15 protein-coding genes are annotated in these 14,194 nt (G+C 29.4%); 8 read left to right on the forward strand and 7 right to left on the reverse strand.

Features of this window, described 5'->3' with window-relative positions:
• Positions 1–48: 48 nt before the first annotated feature.
• Positions 49–1,014 (forward strand): glycosyltransferase family 9 protein, encoded by a 966-nt coding sequence (locus ABXT72_RS06320; protein WP_415278100.1) that lies wholly within the window; start codon positions 49–51, stop codon positions 1,012–1,014.
• Here the strand turns inward: ABXT72_RS06320 and ABXT72_RS06325 are convergent.
• The gene (locus tag ABXT72_RS06325) at positions 1,011–1,517 is read right to left on the reverse strand and encodes a J domain-containing protein (protein WP_415278101.1); all 507 of its coding nucleotides are present in this window, start codon (positions 1,515–1,517) and stop codon (positions 1,011–1,013) included. The genes ABXT72_RS06320 and ABXT72_RS06325 overlap by 4 nt on opposite strands.
• A gap of 17 nt (positions 1,518–1,534) precedes the next feature.
• Here ABXT72_RS06325 and ABXT72_RS06330 point away from each other — a divergent pair, with 17 nt between their 5' ends.
• Entirely contained in the window at positions 1,535–3,610 is a 2,076-nt protein-coding gene (locus ABXT72_RS06330; protein WP_415278102.1) for a S9 family peptidase, read from the forward strand.
• A 10-nt stretch (positions 3,611–3,620) separates the two neighbouring features.
• Here ABXT72_RS06330 and ABXT72_RS06335 read toward each other — a convergent pair whose 3' ends face one another.
• On the reverse strand, positions 3,621–3,926 hold the full coding sequence (locus ABXT72_RS06335) for a hypothetical protein (protein WP_415278103.1): 306 nt from the start codon (positions 3,924–3,926) through the stop codon (positions 3,621–3,623).
• 131 nt (positions 3,927–4,057) lie between these two features.
• Here ABXT72_RS06335 and ABXT72_RS06340 point away from each other — a divergent pair, with 131 nt between their 5' ends.
• On the forward strand, positions 4,058–5,368 hold the full coding sequence (locus ABXT72_RS06340) for an NCS2 family permease (protein WP_415278104.1): 1,311 nt from the start codon (positions 4,058–4,060) through the stop codon (positions 5,366–5,368).
• Positions 5,369–5,401: 33 nt separating this feature from the next.
• Here the strand turns inward: ABXT72_RS06340 and ABXT72_RS06345 are convergent, their stop codons facing one another.
• A complete protein-coding gene (locus tag ABXT72_RS06345; protein ID WP_415278105.1) occupies positions 5,402–5,938 on the reverse strand; it encodes a phosphoribosyltransferase in 537 nt (178 codons plus the stop codon).
• 28 nt (positions 5,939–5,966) lie between these two features.
• Here ABXT72_RS06345 and ABXT72_RS06350 point away from each other — a divergent pair, with 28 nt between their 5' ends.
• On the forward strand, positions 5,967–6,263 hold the full coding sequence (locus ABXT72_RS06350) for a DUF1330 domain-containing protein (RefSeq protein ID WP_415278106.1): 297 nt from the start codon (positions 5,967–5,969) through the stop codon (positions 6,261–6,263).
• On the opposite strand, the gene ABXT72_RS06355 is transcribed toward ABXT72_RS06350, so the two are convergent.
• Positions 6,250–6,885: a DNA-3-methyladenine glycosylase family protein gene (locus ABXT72_RS06355; protein ID WP_415278107.1), complete on the reverse strand. Its 636-nt coding sequence runs from the start codon at positions 6,883–6,885 to the stop codon at positions 6,250–6,252. The genes ABXT72_RS06350 and ABXT72_RS06355 overlap by 14 nt on opposite strands.
• Complete coding sequence (locus ABXT72_RS06360) at positions 6,878–7,762, reverse strand: DMT family transporter (RefSeq protein ID WP_415278108.1); 885 nt, start codon at positions 7,760–7,762, stop codon at positions 6,878–6,880. The genes ABXT72_RS06355 and ABXT72_RS06360 overlap by 8 nt, the downstream gene beginning before the upstream one ends.
• A gap of 35 nt (positions 7,763–7,797) precedes the next feature.
• Between ABXT72_RS06360 and msrA the strand changes: the two genes are divergently transcribed.
• The 4 genes from msrA to ABXT72_RS06380 are packed head-to-tail and all read left to right on the forward strand — an operon-like array spanning position 7,798 to position 13,190.
• The gene (gene msrA, locus ABXT72_RS06365; protein WP_415278109.1) at positions 7,798–8,241 is read left to right on the forward strand and encodes a peptide-methionine (S)-S-oxide reductase MsrA; all 444 of its coding nucleotides are present in this window, start codon (positions 7,798–7,800) and stop codon (positions 8,239–8,241) included.
• 1 nt (position 8,242) lies between these two features.
• On the forward strand, positions 8,243–9,055 hold the full coding sequence (locus ABXT72_RS06370; RefSeq protein WP_415278110.1) for a rhodanese-like domain-containing protein: 813 nt from the start codon (positions 8,243–8,245) through the stop codon (positions 9,053–9,055).
• A gap of 3 nt (positions 9,056–9,058) precedes the next feature.
• Positions 9,059–10,063 (forward strand): efflux RND transporter periplasmic adaptor subunit, encoded by a 1,005-nt coding sequence (locus tag ABXT72_RS06375; RefSeq protein ID WP_415278111.1) that lies wholly within the window; start codon positions 9,059–9,061, stop codon positions 10,061–10,063.
• 4 nt (positions 10,064–10,067) lie between these two features.
• Entirely contained in the window at positions 10,068–13,190 is a 3,123-nt protein-coding gene (locus ABXT72_RS06380; protein ID WP_415278112.1) for an efflux RND transporter permease subunit, read from the forward strand.
• Here the strand turns inward: ABXT72_RS06380 and ABXT72_RS06385 are convergent.
• Together ABXT72_RS06385 and ABXT72_RS06390 are read right to left on the reverse strand one after the other, a co-directional pair.
• The gene (locus tag ABXT72_RS06385) at positions 13,187–13,786 is read right to left on the reverse strand and encodes a lytic transglycosylase (RefSeq protein ID WP_415278113.1); all 600 of its coding nucleotides are present in this window, start codon (positions 13,784–13,786) and stop codon (positions 13,187–13,189) included. The two genes, ABXT72_RS06380 and ABXT72_RS06385, sit on opposite strands and share 4 nt — an antisense overlap.
• On the reverse strand, positions 13,779–14,162 hold the full coding sequence (locus tag ABXT72_RS06390; RefSeq protein WP_415278114.1) for a hypothetical protein: 384 nt from the start codon (positions 14,160–14,162) through the stop codon (positions 13,779–13,781). Before ABXT72_RS06390 ends, ABXT72_RS06385 begins: the two co-directional genes overlap by 8 nt.
• Positions 14,163–14,194: the final 32 nt, after the last annotated feature.

The following is a 14,194-nucleotide window of genomic DNA, read 5'->3' on the forward strand; positions in this document are numbered from 1 at the left end:
GCTAAACTTATATAAAATAAAAATTTAGTAAAGGTGATAAAGTATTAAATGAAAATTTTAGTAGTACAAAATAAAATGGGGATTGGAGATATGATAATTTATCTTCCATTTATAGATGCTATTTCTAAAAAGTTTAATACACCAGTAAGTATTCTTGCTAAACAAAGTTCAAAAACAGAACAATTCTTAGAAGATAATAAGAATATTGAAAAAATAATTATTCTTGAACAAGGTAATAAGCTCAAGAACGCAAAACACCAAGGTTTTAGTGGATTTATAAACTTAGTAAAAGAGCTTAGAGAGCATAATTTTGATAAAATATTTATTTTTAACTCATCGCTTAGATTTTATTTAGTTGCAAAATTTGCTGGCATCAAAAATATTCATCAATACCCTCTATTTACAAAAAAAAATCAACATATAGTGGATGCTGCAAAAAAATTTATAAAACAAAACTTAAATTTAACTATAGAGAGTGATCCAAAAATTCTTATCAATGATAAATCTGTACAAGATATAAAATCAAAATTTAAAATTAATAATGATCAAAAAAATATTATACTTGGTATAGGTGGATCGGGTCCAACTAAAAGAATTCCAGCTACAACATTTATAAAACTTATGCATCTAATCTCAAAAATTTATAGATGTAGATTTTTCTTAGCTACTGGTAAAGATAAAGAAGAACAGGAAATTTTAAAAGAAATACTTAATACAGAATTTAAGGACAAATGTGTTCCCTTAGATGAATTAAGTATAAGAGAAACTCTACCAATAATTAAAAATTGTGATGTTTCTATTTGCAATGACTCTAGTTTTAGTCACCTATCATCAGGGCTTGGTATTAAAACAATTGTTTTAATGGCAGACACACCATTAATATACGGGAATTATAGTCCAAGAATGTATCCACTCATCCCAGATGGAGAAAATACAGTAACACATAATACTCTAGGTAAAGATAAAATTAATCCAGATAAAATTTTTAATCAATTAAAAAAAATTCTTAACTAGGAAATATCCCGTAATACAATTTCTTTAGCTTCATTTACAATCGTTGATAATCTTGCAGTTTCTGGTGAGATGTCTGGATGTATTTTTTTCTGAATTTTTATATATGCATTTTTAACATCATCTTTAGTAATATTTTGTTTTATATCTAAATTTAAAATTTTGTAAGCTTCCTCTCTAGATATCTTAGAGGAATTTTTAATATTTTGATTTTGGTTAAATGAAAATCTTCCAGAACTTCTGAGTGTTTGTATAAGTCTAAATAATCCAATTAATTGAAATATTGAAAACCCTTTTAGTTTAACTAAAGCTAAGCTCAACAACGTAAGTGGTATACTTAACAAAAACTTGCCTGCAACCACAAGTAATATTGCTAAAATTATTAAACCTAAAAAAATTAATTTTCTTAAATGTTTTGATATTTTTTTTGATGAAGCATTGGCTACTAATTTAAGTAAAAAGTAAATAATTCCCAAAAAAACTAGTGTATAAATAATAATATTCATATATTTAATTTGTATCCATGAAAATACCACAACTAAAAAAAAAACCAGAAATAAAAACGTGTCATAATGTTAGTTGGGAAGATGATTATAGCTGGATACATCAAGATAATATCTTGGAGGTTTTGAAGGATAATAAAAAATTAAACCCTGAAGTCAGAAAATATCTAGAAGAAGAAAACTCTTATACTGACTTTCACTTATCAGACACCAAGAACATTCAAAAAAAATTATTTGATGAAATCAAAGGAAGAATAAAATTAGATGATGAGTCTCTTCCTTTTAAAGATTTTGATTATGAATATTGGTCAAAAACAACTACCAAAGGAAACTATTCTATAAAATTAAGGAAAAAAATTGGAACCAATAATATTGAAGAAATTTGGAATGGTGATGAAGAAAAAGAAAAACTAAAAGTAGAATACTTTGGTGTTGGCGATTTAGAAGTTAGTTTTAATGATAAATATTTGGGATACTCCTTGGATACAAAGGGTTCTGAATATTACACAATATATATTAGAGACATAAATACAAAAAAATTAGTTACTGATAAGATAGAGGAGACATCAGGTGGCATAACATTCAGTTTGGATGATCAATATATTTTTTATTCAAAACTTGATGAAAATCATAGACCAAGAAAAATTTATAGACACAAACTAGGAACTAAAGTTAGCGAAGATCAATTAATTTTTGAAGAAAAAAGTGAAGCTTTTACGGTTGGAATTGGTTTAAGCTCAGATGATAAATATTTTTTTATCAGCTCTTCAGACCATAATACTTCTGAACAATATTACTTCGATATTAATGAAAAAAATCCTAAACCTAAATTAATAAAAAAAAGACAAAGAGGAATTCTTTATTCTGTTAATTCTTGGGATGGTAAATTTTACAATCATACCAATGAAAGTGCTGAAGATTTTAAAATAGACATTAGTGATAGTTTAGAAAAACCTGACTGGAAAACTTTTATTGCTGCAAAAGATGAAGTTCTAATTGGAGGTTTAACATTTTTAAAAAATTGGATCATAAGATCTGAAACTTCAGATGCTTTAGATAAATTATTTGTAAAAAATATTACAACTGGAATAGAAGAAGATCTAATTTTTTCTGATGAAACTGTATATGTTCCAGGAGCATCTTTAATACAAAGAGATAAAAATACAGATGAAATATACATAAGTTATTCTTCACCTAAGACACAGTCTAGAGTTTATTGTTATAACTTAAGTACGAAAGAAAAAAAATTAGTTAAAGAACAAGAGATCCCCTCTGGTCATAATCCTGATGACTACATCGTAGAGAGGGTTGATTGTAAATCGTACGACGGAAGATTGGTGCCCCTTACTATTACAAGACATAAAAATACTAAACTGGATGGAAGTGCTAAATTATTGCTTTATGGTTATGGTTCATACGGAAGTTCTATGAACCCTAGTTTTTCTACTACTAGATTAAGTTTAATTAATAGAGATATTATCTGGGTTACAGCTCATATTAGAGGGGGCATGGAAAGAGGTATGAAGTGGTGGAAAGAAGGGAAACTGCTTAATAAAAAAAATACTTTTGAAGATTATATTGCCTCTGCAAAATACCTAATTGAAAATAATTATACCTCAAAAAATAAGATAATAGGTATGGGTGGCTCTGCAGGTGGTCTTCTTATGGGTGCTGTAGTTAATCAAGCCCCTGAATTATTTCTAGGAATTATAATGGCCGTACCATTTGTCGACTCTTTGACAACTAATTTAGATCATTCTTTACCTTTAACCGTTGGGGAATTTGATGAGTTTGGAAATGCAAAAGATAAAAAAAATCACTTTGATTATATTTATTCTTATGCTCCCTATAACAATATTAAAAAAATGGATTATCCTCATATACTGATCACAACAAGTTTAAGTGATAACAGGGTATTATTTGATGAGCCTGCAAAATTTACTGCCAAACTTAGAGAATATAAAACTGATAATAATTTATTGCTTTTAAAAACTGAAATGAACGCAGGTCATGGTGGTAAATCTGGTAGAGATGGAGCTATAGAAGAAATTGCACTTGATTATGCATTTGCGTTAAAAATTTCTGAAAAAATTTAGCCTCTAATTTTTAGAAACAACCATTTGAAACAAAGCCAACTACAATAGAATTAGAATCTACTTCAAATCTTCTTTCACAAAGTATTCCATATTTTTTGGTATTGTAAACAAGCACTAAGTTGCCCTTATCATTTTTAAAATCTTCATTTGGCTTGCCTAAATCCATTTGCAAATTACTTGAAGTTTTTCCAATGTATTCACTTAGCTTAGCATTTTCTTTTTCAACAATTGCATCTGTTTTATCTTTAATTGTTTGGCAGCCAGCAACAAAAGTTAAAAAAAATAAGCTTATTAAAATAAGTTTTAATTTTTCCATGAGTTAATGATAACACCCAAAATATGGCATAAATATAAACTTATAAGTTGAAATATGTTGATAAACTTGGATTTTTAAGAGTATTTTCCTATTTAATCTAATATTAGTCGGTCTTAATCTTAGGAGGATCAATGTTAGAAAAATATTTCGACTATAAAAAACACAATACTGATTTTAAAACAGAAGTAATAGCTGGTGTCACTACATTTTTGACAATGGCATACATTATGTTTTTAAATCCATTTATATTATCAGGTGAATTTGCTGGACCAGAAAAAGGTTTCTTTGAATTTGGAGCAGTATATACGGCAACAATTGTTGCAACGGCACTTGCTTGTTTCATAATGGCTTTTTATGGAAAAACATGGCCAATAGGTTTGGCACCAGGCATGGGAATTAATGCATTCGTTGCATTCGGTGTTTGTGCTGGAATGGGCTATACACCTCAAGAGGCTTTAGGAGCCGTACTAGTTGCTGGAGTTTTATTCTTAATCATTTCATTAACACCTATCAGAGCATGGTTGATTAATTCAATTCCAAAAAGTTTAAAATTAGGAATTGGTGCGGGTATAGGGCTATTCTTAGCAATAATTGGACTTCAAATTATGGAAGTTGTTGTTGATAATCCAGTAACATTAGTTCAACTAGGTGACATGAGCGATCCACTTGTTCTATTGGGTTGTGCTGCATTTATTTTAATGGTTGTCCTTGAAAAAATGAAAATTAAAGGGAATATCATTATTGGTATTTTGTTATTCAGTATTATTGCATGGGCTACTGGACTTGCTAAATTTAATGGAATTGCAAGCTCACCACCTCCAATGACTTATCTATTTGATTTTGACTTATCGGCAGCATTAACAGCTGGTATGACGACTGTCGTATTTACTTTATTGTTTGTTGATTTCTTTGATACTGCAGGAACATTAACTTCAGTAGCAAACGTTGCCGGTAAGGTTGGTAAAGATGGTAAAGTTAAAGATATCGAAAAAGCAATGATGGCTGACAGTGTTGGAACTGTAGCTGGCGCAATGATGGGAACAACAACTGTAACAAGTTATGTTGAGTCTGGTGCTGGTGTAAAAGCGGGTGGAAAAACAGGAATGACCTCTTTAGTAATTGGTCTCCTATTTTTAGCTTGTATATTCTTTGCTCCTTTAGCAACAAGTTTACCTAAGCAAATTGATGGTGCAGCTTTAGTATTTGTTTCTGTTCTTTTTGTTAGAAACATAACTGATATTGAATGGGATGATATTGGTGAAGCAGCTCCTGCTATTCTTGCTATGATTGCTATGCCGTTAACATATAGCATTAGTAATGGTATTGCTTTAGCATTTGTATCATACGCATTAATCAGATTATTTACTGGTAAGTTTTCTTCAACTTCTCCAGCAATATGGGTTATTGCAATCTTAAGTGTTGTTAGTTTTGCAGTTGCTTAAAATATAATTCTTAGGGCTGGAATTATTCCAGCCCTATTTATTTCTCTTAATTATTTCTTCCATAGACATATCTTCATAATGTTCAGTGGGTTGAACAATCCATGGGTCTGAATCTAGTTTTACTGGACAAAAATCTGGCTCAAATGTAGATGATTTTTTTTTCCATAAACATGCTGTTTTAACTTCATTTATATAATTTTTAGTTGGCTCATAATTTTTTAACCACTCAATACTTTTATTTAAAGTTAATCCAGTATCAGACAAATCATCTACTAATAAAACTTTATCAAAATCTTTATTCTCAGCTAAGGAGCTAATTTCTCGAGCAAACATCAATTGACCTTGTTTGTCTTCCATTCCTTTTCCTGAGTAACTTTGGATAACTATGTAGGCTATAGGCAATTTTAGAACTCTAGAAAGAATATCTAATATTGGAGCTGCTCCTCTCATAATACCCACTAATACTGTTGGCTTATAATTATTGTGAATTTCTATTGCTAGTTTTTCTACAATTTTTGTATACTGATCAAAAGTGATAATTAATTTCTCTGCCATGAAATTTATTATCATATAAAAAATTATTTAAAAAGGAGAAATAATGAAAGCCTACTGGATCGCTTTATACAAAAGAATAGATAGCCAAGAAAATTTAAAAAATTATGGTTCAAAAGTTACTGAAATAATAAAAAGTTATGGAGGAAAGCCTCTTGTGAGAGGTGGAAAATTTGAAACTTTAGAGGGTGAAATTTACCCAAGAACTGTAATCTGGGAATTTCCAAATCATGAACAAGCTATGAAATGCCACGATTCTAAAGAATATCAAGATGGGTGGGCTATAGCGAAAGATACTACTGAACGAAACTTACAAATTATCGAAGGTTTTAGTACTGAATAGGTTCTGGATCTATACTTCTCCAAAGATACCAAGTTGCAACTGAGCAGTATGGACTAAATCTTTTATTTAATAATTTTACATAAGACTCTGGTGGTAGATATTTTTTTTTATAATTTTTTGAAATTCCCCTTAAAAGACCAATATCTTGTATAGGCCATATATTTGATCGATTATAAGTAAACAATAAAATCATTTCAGCTGACCATCTTCCGATTTGTCTTAACTGAGACAAGTAAATAATAGCTTCTTCATCAGACATTTTAGGAATTAACTTAGGGTTAAATGATTTATCTAATATTTGTTTTGCTAAACTTTTTATTCCTTTAACTTTTTGTTTAGTTAATCCACAGCTTTTTATCTGAGCAGTGGATAGTGCAGAAACAGTTTTAGCATTTATTTTATTTTTACATTTTTTTTGAAATTTTGAAAATATAGAATTAGCAGCAGCAACGCTAATTTGTTGCCCAATGATACTTTTACATAATGAAAAAAAAATATCCTTTCTAGAAGTAAGCACAGCCTCTGAAGGAGATTTGTATTTATTAATTAATAAAGACATCACTTTATCTTTATTAGATAAATATTTTTTTGCAGTATTCCAATATTTTGGTTTTTTACTCATGTCTGTTAGTGGATGGTATTTTTTGTTTATGATAAATTTCTCTTCTAAAAATTATTAGAGACGCAAGAACTACAAGTGATGCACCAATTAGTGTTTTTATAGTTGGTATCTCATTCCAAATAAAATAACCAAAAAATATAGCAAATAACAAAGCTAAATATTTCAAAGGCGCTACTAAAGATACTTCAGAAAGTTTATATGATTGAGTTAAAAATAAATTTGCAGAACCTCCTGTTACTCCAATTAAAGATAAAAGGATAAAATCTTGGAAGTTTGGCATTTTCCACCCCATTGGAATTGTGGCCAAGCCAGCAATTGAAATAGTAATTGTAAAAAAAATTGAGATAAGCCAAATAGGTTCTGTTGTAGATAGTTTTCTAATCATAATGGTTACAAAAGCCATTCCAATACAAAATATTAGAGGAAGAAAATAAAGGTAATTCATGCCCTTAAAGCCTGGCTCTGCAATTATAATAACACCTATAAATCCAATTATGACTGCCAGCCACCTAAAAACACCTACCTTCTCACTTAGTAAAAAAATTGATAACACGGTAATAAATAGTGGTGCTGCATATGATAGGCTAACAACGACTGCTAAAGGAAGCTCTCTTAACGCAATAACTATTGCTATTAGAGCCATTAAACCCATAAGACATCTAAATAAGTGTTCTTTTGATCTTTCAGTTGTGTAAAAATTTTTTAATTTATTCTTTGGAATCAGAAAATAAGTAGGCAGCAGCCCAAAAAAGCCTCTAAAAAATAAAACTTCTCCCGTTGGGTAGTCACTTGACCATTTTACAAGCAAATCCATAACAGAAAAGGTACATACAGATAGAAACATGTACAAAAAACCTAATTGATTTTTAGTCAGCATAAGAATAATTTGTAAATCAAATTAAAGGATAATCAATGGAAATAGCAGTATTAGGATTGGGATGTTTTTGGGGACCAGAAATTAAGTTTAGTAAACTTGAGGGAGTTATTAAAACTGAAGTTGGTTATTGTGGGGGTGATAGCAAAGAAGTCACCTACAAAGAAGTATGCACCGGTAATACAAATCATGCAGAAGTTGTTAAATTAGATTTTGATCCTAAAATCATATCTTATGAAAAAATTTTAGAATTTTTCTTTGAAATTCATGACCCTACGACCTTAAATTCACAAGGACCAGATTTTGGTACACAATATAGAAGTGAAATATTTTACTTAAGCGACAGACAAAAAGAAATTGCTGAGAATGTTTTAAAAAAAATAAATTCAAGTTTATCTGCACAAGTTGTAACAAAATCTTCTTTATTAAAAAATTACTGCCCTGCTGAAGAATACCACCAGAGATATTTAGAAAAAAGATAATATGTCTTTAGTTAATACAGGTTGGTTAGGAGAAAATTTAGATAAAGTAAAAATTATTGATTGTTCATGGCACATGCCTCAGACAGAGCGTAATGGTTTTAATGAATACAAAAATAAACATATTAAAAATGCAATTTTTTTTGATTTAGATAAAAACTCTAAAAAAGATACTGACCTACCTCATATGTTGCCAGATGTTAAGTCATGGGAAGATATTGCTTCCAATATGGGAATTAAAGAAGATGAGCAGATAGTCATTTATGATAATTCAGATGTAATTAGTTCATGTAGATGTTGGTATAATTTTATCTACTTTGGTCACAATCCAGAATTAGTTCATGTATTGGATGGTGGATTAAAAAAATGGATTAAAGAAGATAGAGCAACCACTAGTGATATAATTAAGATTATTCCTTCTAACTATACTGTGCATGAAAAAAAAGAATTGGTAAAAAATATAAACCAAATTAACAAAAATGTTTTAGAAAATAAATTTAATGTTATTGATGCAAGAAGTTTAGAAAGATTTAAAGGTAACGTCCCTGAACCAAGAAAAGGACTGAGAAGTGGCTCTATCAAAAACTCTTTTTGTCTACCTTTTTCTGAGCTTATAAATCAAGATCATACATTTATTAGTAGAGAAAAAATTCATGAAAAGTTTAAATCAACTGGCTATGAAATAGGTAAAAATATTGTATTTACTTGTGGTTCTGGAGTTACCGCTTCAGTTTTGGCTCTTGCTTATTTTTTAATAGATAATAAATATATGCCTATTATTTACGACGGATCATGGAGTGAATATGGAAAGAATTAAAATATGAAAAGATCTACAAAAATTGGAACTATAATCCTTACCTTCTTTTTAATTATTGCAATAGTAATTGTTGGAAGAACAATGATAGGAAATCATTTTAAAAAAAAATTTAGTAAAAGACCCCCTCCAGGAATAATAGTAACAGAAGTTGTTGCAAAAGATTTCTCCCAAAAAGTTTCAACTTATGGAACGGCAACCCCATTTAGAACTAAATCATATAAAATTGAGAAATATGAAATAGTTAGCCCAATAGAATTTAATAAAAAATTAAAAAAAGGTGATTTAATAACAAAATTAAAGACTAGGAATCTGATAGCTGCCTTTGATGGAATAGTAACTAAAAGAGATTTCTCAAATGATATTAAAGTTTCAGAAAGTTCTCTTTTAATACAGCTAGAAGATACTTCAATAATTTATGTAGATGTCGATATCCCAGAGATTTACTCAAGTTTCATTAAAGAGAATCTGAATGTTGATGTTAAATTTTCTGGTAATAATGATAAAATTTATTCTGGAATTATAGATTCTACATCAGGAAGAATTGATATTGAAAAAAGATCTTTAGCTACAAGAATAAAGTTAAATAATGATAATTTTGATATTTTACCAGGATCTCTTTTAGAGATTACAATTAAATACAATGAAAAGAATTCACTAAGTATACCAGACACTAGTTTAATGATGGAGGGTGATAAAACATACGTTTATAAAGTTTCAGAAAAAAATATTACTAACAAAACTGAAGTTGTGATTGGAATAAGAGATAGTGGATTTATTGAAATAGTTTCAGGGTTATCACAAGGAAATAATATTGTTGCTGAAGGTCTAAAAAAAGTAAGACCAAGACTTGAGATAAAACCAATTAAAAAAGGTGCAAAAAAAGTGAAATCCAATTGGAAAAAAAAAGCTGAACCTAAAAAAAATGAAACTAAAAAGAGCAAACTTGATTGGTTAAAAAAATTAAATATATTTAATAAGTCAGAAAAAAAAGACACTAAAAATAAATAATTGAATGTATATAACAGATGTAAGTATAAGAAGACCTGTAGTTGCTTGGGTGATGTCTCTTATATTAATTGTTTTTGGAATATTTGTTTTTTCACAGTTACCTGTAAGGGAATTACCTGAAGGCCTACAACCTCCTGTGGTTCAAATTAAAGTGGACTACAAATCTGCTTCAGCTCCTATAATTGACCAAGAGGTAACTCAAGTAATTGAAAAAGTGATTGGTGGAATAGAGGGAGTAAAAAATATTAATTCAACATCAGAAAATGGAAGTAGTTCAATTAGTGTTGAATTTAATACTGATATCAATCTAGATAATGCCGCCAACGATATAAGAGAAAGAGTAGCAAGAATTGTTGGTAGGTTACCTGATGAAGCTGATGCCCCTCAAATACTTAAACAATCAGCAGGATTTTCAACTACTATGTGGCTTTCAGTAACTTCTACAACCTGGAGTGATTTAGAACTTGGAGATTATGTTGAGAGATATTTAGTAGATCAATTTTCAAGTGTTAAAAATGTAGGAACTATTATAACTGGTGGTTTAAGAGATCTAAGTGTTAGAGTTTGGATAGATCCAATTAAACTTGCAGCAAATAATTTAACCATTCAAGAGGTTGAACAAGCTTTAAGAAAAGAAAATGTGAGCCTGCCAGCAGGCACATTAGAGGCTACTAATATTGATTTAATACTAAATTTAGATAAATCATATGACGATATTGAAAAATTAAAAACCCTACCCATAAAAAAAAACCAAAACAGAGTTATAAGACTTCAAGATATTGCCAATATTGAGTTTGGTCCAGTTTCGGAAAAAAATCTATTCAAGGCACAAAGAAAAGGTGCTTTAGATTTGACTACAGTTGGGATTGGTATTTATGCAAAAAGTGGTGCTTCAACAGTAGAGCTTTCTAAAGAAATAAGTAAAAAAATAGATGAAGTTAAGAAAACATTACCAGGGGATCTAAATATAGAAGTAGCTTTTAACAGAGCAACCTATGTGGGTACTGCTATTGAAGAGGTTTATAAGACATTAATAATTGCCTTTATACTTGTAGTAATAATTATTTATTTATTTTTAGGAAATATAAAAGCTGTAATTGTTCCAGCAGTTGCTTTGCCTGTAAGTTTAATAGCATCCTTCTTAGGACTTTATTTGTTTGGTTTATCAATAAATATTTTTGTCTTGTTAAGTTTTATTCTGGCAATTGGAATAATTACTGACGACTCAGTCATAATGACAGATGCTATCTATAGAAGAATTGAAAATGGAGAAAGTCCTTTAGTTGCGGCATACAAAGGATCGAAACAAATCAGCTTTGCAATCATTGCAACTACATTAATTTTAGTAGCTGTTTTTCTTCCTTTAATTTTTATAGATGGTATTGCAGGAACATTATTCAGAGAGACTGCTATAGCGCTGTCATTTTCAGTTGTGGTATCTTCTTTTGTGGCTCTTACTTTATCTCCCATGTTAGCAAGCAAGTTTTTAAAGAAAGAACCTAAGCAAAATCTTATAGTTACTAAATTTGATAAATTTTTTAAATCGTTATCAAAATTTTATGAAGAAACATTGGAATATTGGCTAAATAAGAAAAAAATTATAATTTTATTTATTGTCTTCACTATTATTGTCTCTGGTGTTTTATTTCATTTTACAAAAAAAGAATTATTACCTATGGAAGATCGAGGTGTATATCTTGTTCTTGGATTTACAGACGAAGGAAGTTCTTTTGAATATACTGAAAAAAGAGCAGAAGATGTTGAAAAAAGATTAATTCCTCTTCTTCAGGCTGAGGGTAGTCCATATAAAAGGTTAATAATGAGAGTGCCAGGCTTTGGTGGCAACAAAAATTCTTTTAACAGCTTTATAATAATTGCATTATTGGATGAATGGGCTGAAAGAGATAAAAGTTCACTAACAATAATGAGGGAGGCAATTGGAAAAATTGTGACTGTGCCAGAAACTGTCGCTTTTCCAATATCACCTCAATCTATTAGAGTTTCTAGCTACAATAAACCAGTTCAAATGGTTATATTGGGCAGTACTTACGAAGAGTTAGAAGAAATACAATCCAAAGTTATTAGAAAATTAAGACAGAATAAAAATTTATCAAGACTAGAATCAGATTACTCAAGAGATAAACCTGAAATAAAACTACAAATAAATAAAAATAAGGCTAAGGACCTTGGTGTATCCACTGAATCAATCGGTAAAACATTAGAAACTCTTTATGGTGGAAAAACAGTAACGAACTTTAATAGACTTGGTAAAGAATACCCTATTATACTTCAGCAATACTTAGCTGATAGACGATCTCAAGAAGGACTTTCTAAAATATTTGTTAGATCGGAAAGCACTGGTAAACTTATTTCTTTAGCCAATTTAGTCGAGTTCAGTGAAAAAGGATCTGCAAAAAAATTAACAAGATATAATAGACAGAGGGCTGTAACAATATCTGCAAATATATCTGAATCTTATACACTTACTGAAGCAATTACATATTTAGAGGAAACAATGAAAGAAATTGGCTCTTCTAATCAAATTGCATGGAAAGGTAAATCAGAAGAAATAAAAGAAACTAGTAATGAACTATTTATTATTTTTGGATTAGCATTTCTAACTGCCTACCTAGTAATGGCTGCAACTTTTAATTCATTTATTCATCCATTTATTATTATGTTAACTGTTCCGCTGGCTTTGTTTGGAGGTTTGGTCTTTATACTATTCTTGAACAGTTCTATTAATATCTTCTCACAAATAGCACTTGTAATCCTAATCGGAATATCGACTAAAAATAGTATTCTAATTGTTGATTATGCCAATCAGTTAAGAACAGCAGGAAAAAATATAGAATCCTCAGTTAAGGAAGCTTGTCAATTAAGATTTAGACCCATAATGATGACGTCAATAAGCACAATGATTGCAATGATGCCTTTAGTTATTGGAAATATTGGGCCAGGTGCAGGTGAAGCTTCAAGACTAGCTGTAGGTGCTACTATTCTAGGGGGAATGATTATATCAACATTCTTTACATTATATGTAACTCCAACCATGTACTTGATATTAGCAAAGAATACAAAACGAATAGACGCTGTTGATATTGAGCTAGAGAAACAACTTCGTTAAAATATAATATATTTATTTTTATTTAATCTTTTCTGGCAATCTTGTAATTGTGACTTATATTTATTAGATTGTTTTTCTACTTTTTTAGCTAAGACTATAACTTTCTGATTATTCTTATAATTTTTATAACCACCCCAGCCCTCATGATAAGCAAGATATTGTCTAAAAGCATCTTTCTTAGAAATTTTTAAAAGAGATTCAGTTTTATCGGCATACCAACCAATAAAATCCACACTATCTTTAAACCTTGTTCTTGTTGCTAATTTATTTCCAGTTTCATTTTTATATTGCTCCCATGTTCCTTTTACTGCCTGTGAATATCCAAATGAACTAGATGGTCTCTTATATGGTATAATCTTAAATAATTTTTGTCTTGGTGGTTTAGCTAACCAATCAAAATCAGATTCCATCTTAATTATAGCTAGCTGAATATAAATTGGGGTTCCCCATTTTTGTTCAGTTTTTTTTGCATGTTTATACCAAAGATATCGTTCATTAAAAATTGAACAACTATTTGTGGTGTTTTGAGGTATTGAGGAACAGCCAGTAATTAAAATAATTAATAAAATTAAAAAATAATTTCTAAGTTTAGACATATCTAATTATAACCTTATAGATAAACATTGCCAATATAACACCCACCATATTTCCAAATAAATCTGCCATCTCAAATTCTCGAATTGGAATGATAATATGAAGTGATTCTAAAATTATTGATAATAAAACCAAATAGATACTTAAAGAATTAATTTTTTTTGTATTGTAAAAAGAAATTATCCCTAAACTTGTGAGTACAACGAAAGCATAAAAATGATTTGATGAAATTATAAAATCTCTTGTAATTTGAGGTTGTATATTGCAATCATTGTATAAAAAACAGCCAAGAATACTTCCTGGAAAAAGATAAAATATTATCAATATGACATTACTAGAATAAAACCCTATTTTAAAAAAGTTTTTTATTTTTTTCATAATAATCTTATTTATTTTATTCCTTTTATCAG

This window comes from Candidatus Pelagibacter sp. Uisw_094, assembly GCF_047729535.1.
Classification (GTDB): domain Bacteria; phylum Pseudomonadota; class Alphaproteobacteria; order Pelagibacterales; family Pelagibacteraceae; genus Pelagibacter.

Coding starts and splice junctions, on each gene's coding strand:
- ABXT72_RS06385 (WP_415278113.1), bottom strand. CDS start 13,786: ATGTCTAAACTTAGAAATTATTTTTTAATTTTATTAATTATTTTAATT.
- ABXT72_RS06320 (WP_415278100.1), top strand. CDS start 49: ATGAAAATTTTAGTAGTACAAAATAAAATGGGGATTGGAGATATGATA.
- ABXT72_RS06370 (WP_415278110.1), top strand. CDS start 8,243: ATGTCTTTAGTTAATACAGGTTGGTTAGGAGAAAATTTAGATAAAGTA.
- ABXT72_RS06355 (WP_415278107.1), bottom strand. CDS start 6,885: ATGAGTAAAAAACCAAAATATTGGAATACTGCAAAAAAATATTTATCT.
- ABXT72_RS06340 (WP_415278104.1), top strand. CDS start 4,058: ATGTTAGAAAAATATTTCGACTATAAAAAACACAATACTGATTTTAAA.
- msrA (WP_415278109.1), top strand. CDS start 7,798: ATGGAAATAGCAGTATTAGGATTGGGATGTTTTTGGGGACCAGAAATT.
- ABXT72_RS06335 (WP_415278103.1), bottom strand. CDS start 3,926: ATGGAAAAATTAAAACTTATTTTAATAAGCTTATTTTTTTTAACTTTT.
- ABXT72_RS06390 (WP_415278114.1), bottom strand. CDS start 14,162: ATGAAAAAAATAAAAAACTTTTTTAAAATAGGGTTTTATTCTAGTAAT.
- ABXT72_RS06375 (WP_415278111.1), top strand. CDS start 9,059: ATGAAAAGATCTACAAAAATTGGAACTATAATCCTTACCTTCTTTTTA.
- ABXT72_RS06360 (WP_415278108.1), bottom strand. CDS start 7,762: ATGCTGACTAAAAATCAATTAGGTTTTTTGTACATGTTTCTATCTGTA.
- ABXT72_RS06350 (WP_415278106.1), top strand. CDS start 5,967: ATGAAAGCCTACTGGATCGCTTTATACAAAAGAATAGATAGCCAAGAA.
- ABXT72_RS06325 (WP_415278101.1), bottom strand. CDS start 1,517: ATGAATATTATTATTTATACACTAGTTTTTTTGGGAATTATTTACTTT.
- ABXT72_RS06330 (WP_415278102.1), top strand. CDS start 1,535: ATGAAAATACCACAACTAAAAAAAAAACCAGAAATAAAAACGTGTCAT.
- ABXT72_RS06345 (WP_415278105.1), bottom strand. CDS start 5,938: ATGATAATAAATTTCATGGCAGAGAAATTAATTATCACTTTTGATCAG.
- ABXT72_RS06380 (WP_415278112.1), top strand. CDS start 10,068: ATGTATATAACAGATGTAAGTATAAGAAGACCTGTAGTTGCTTGGGTG.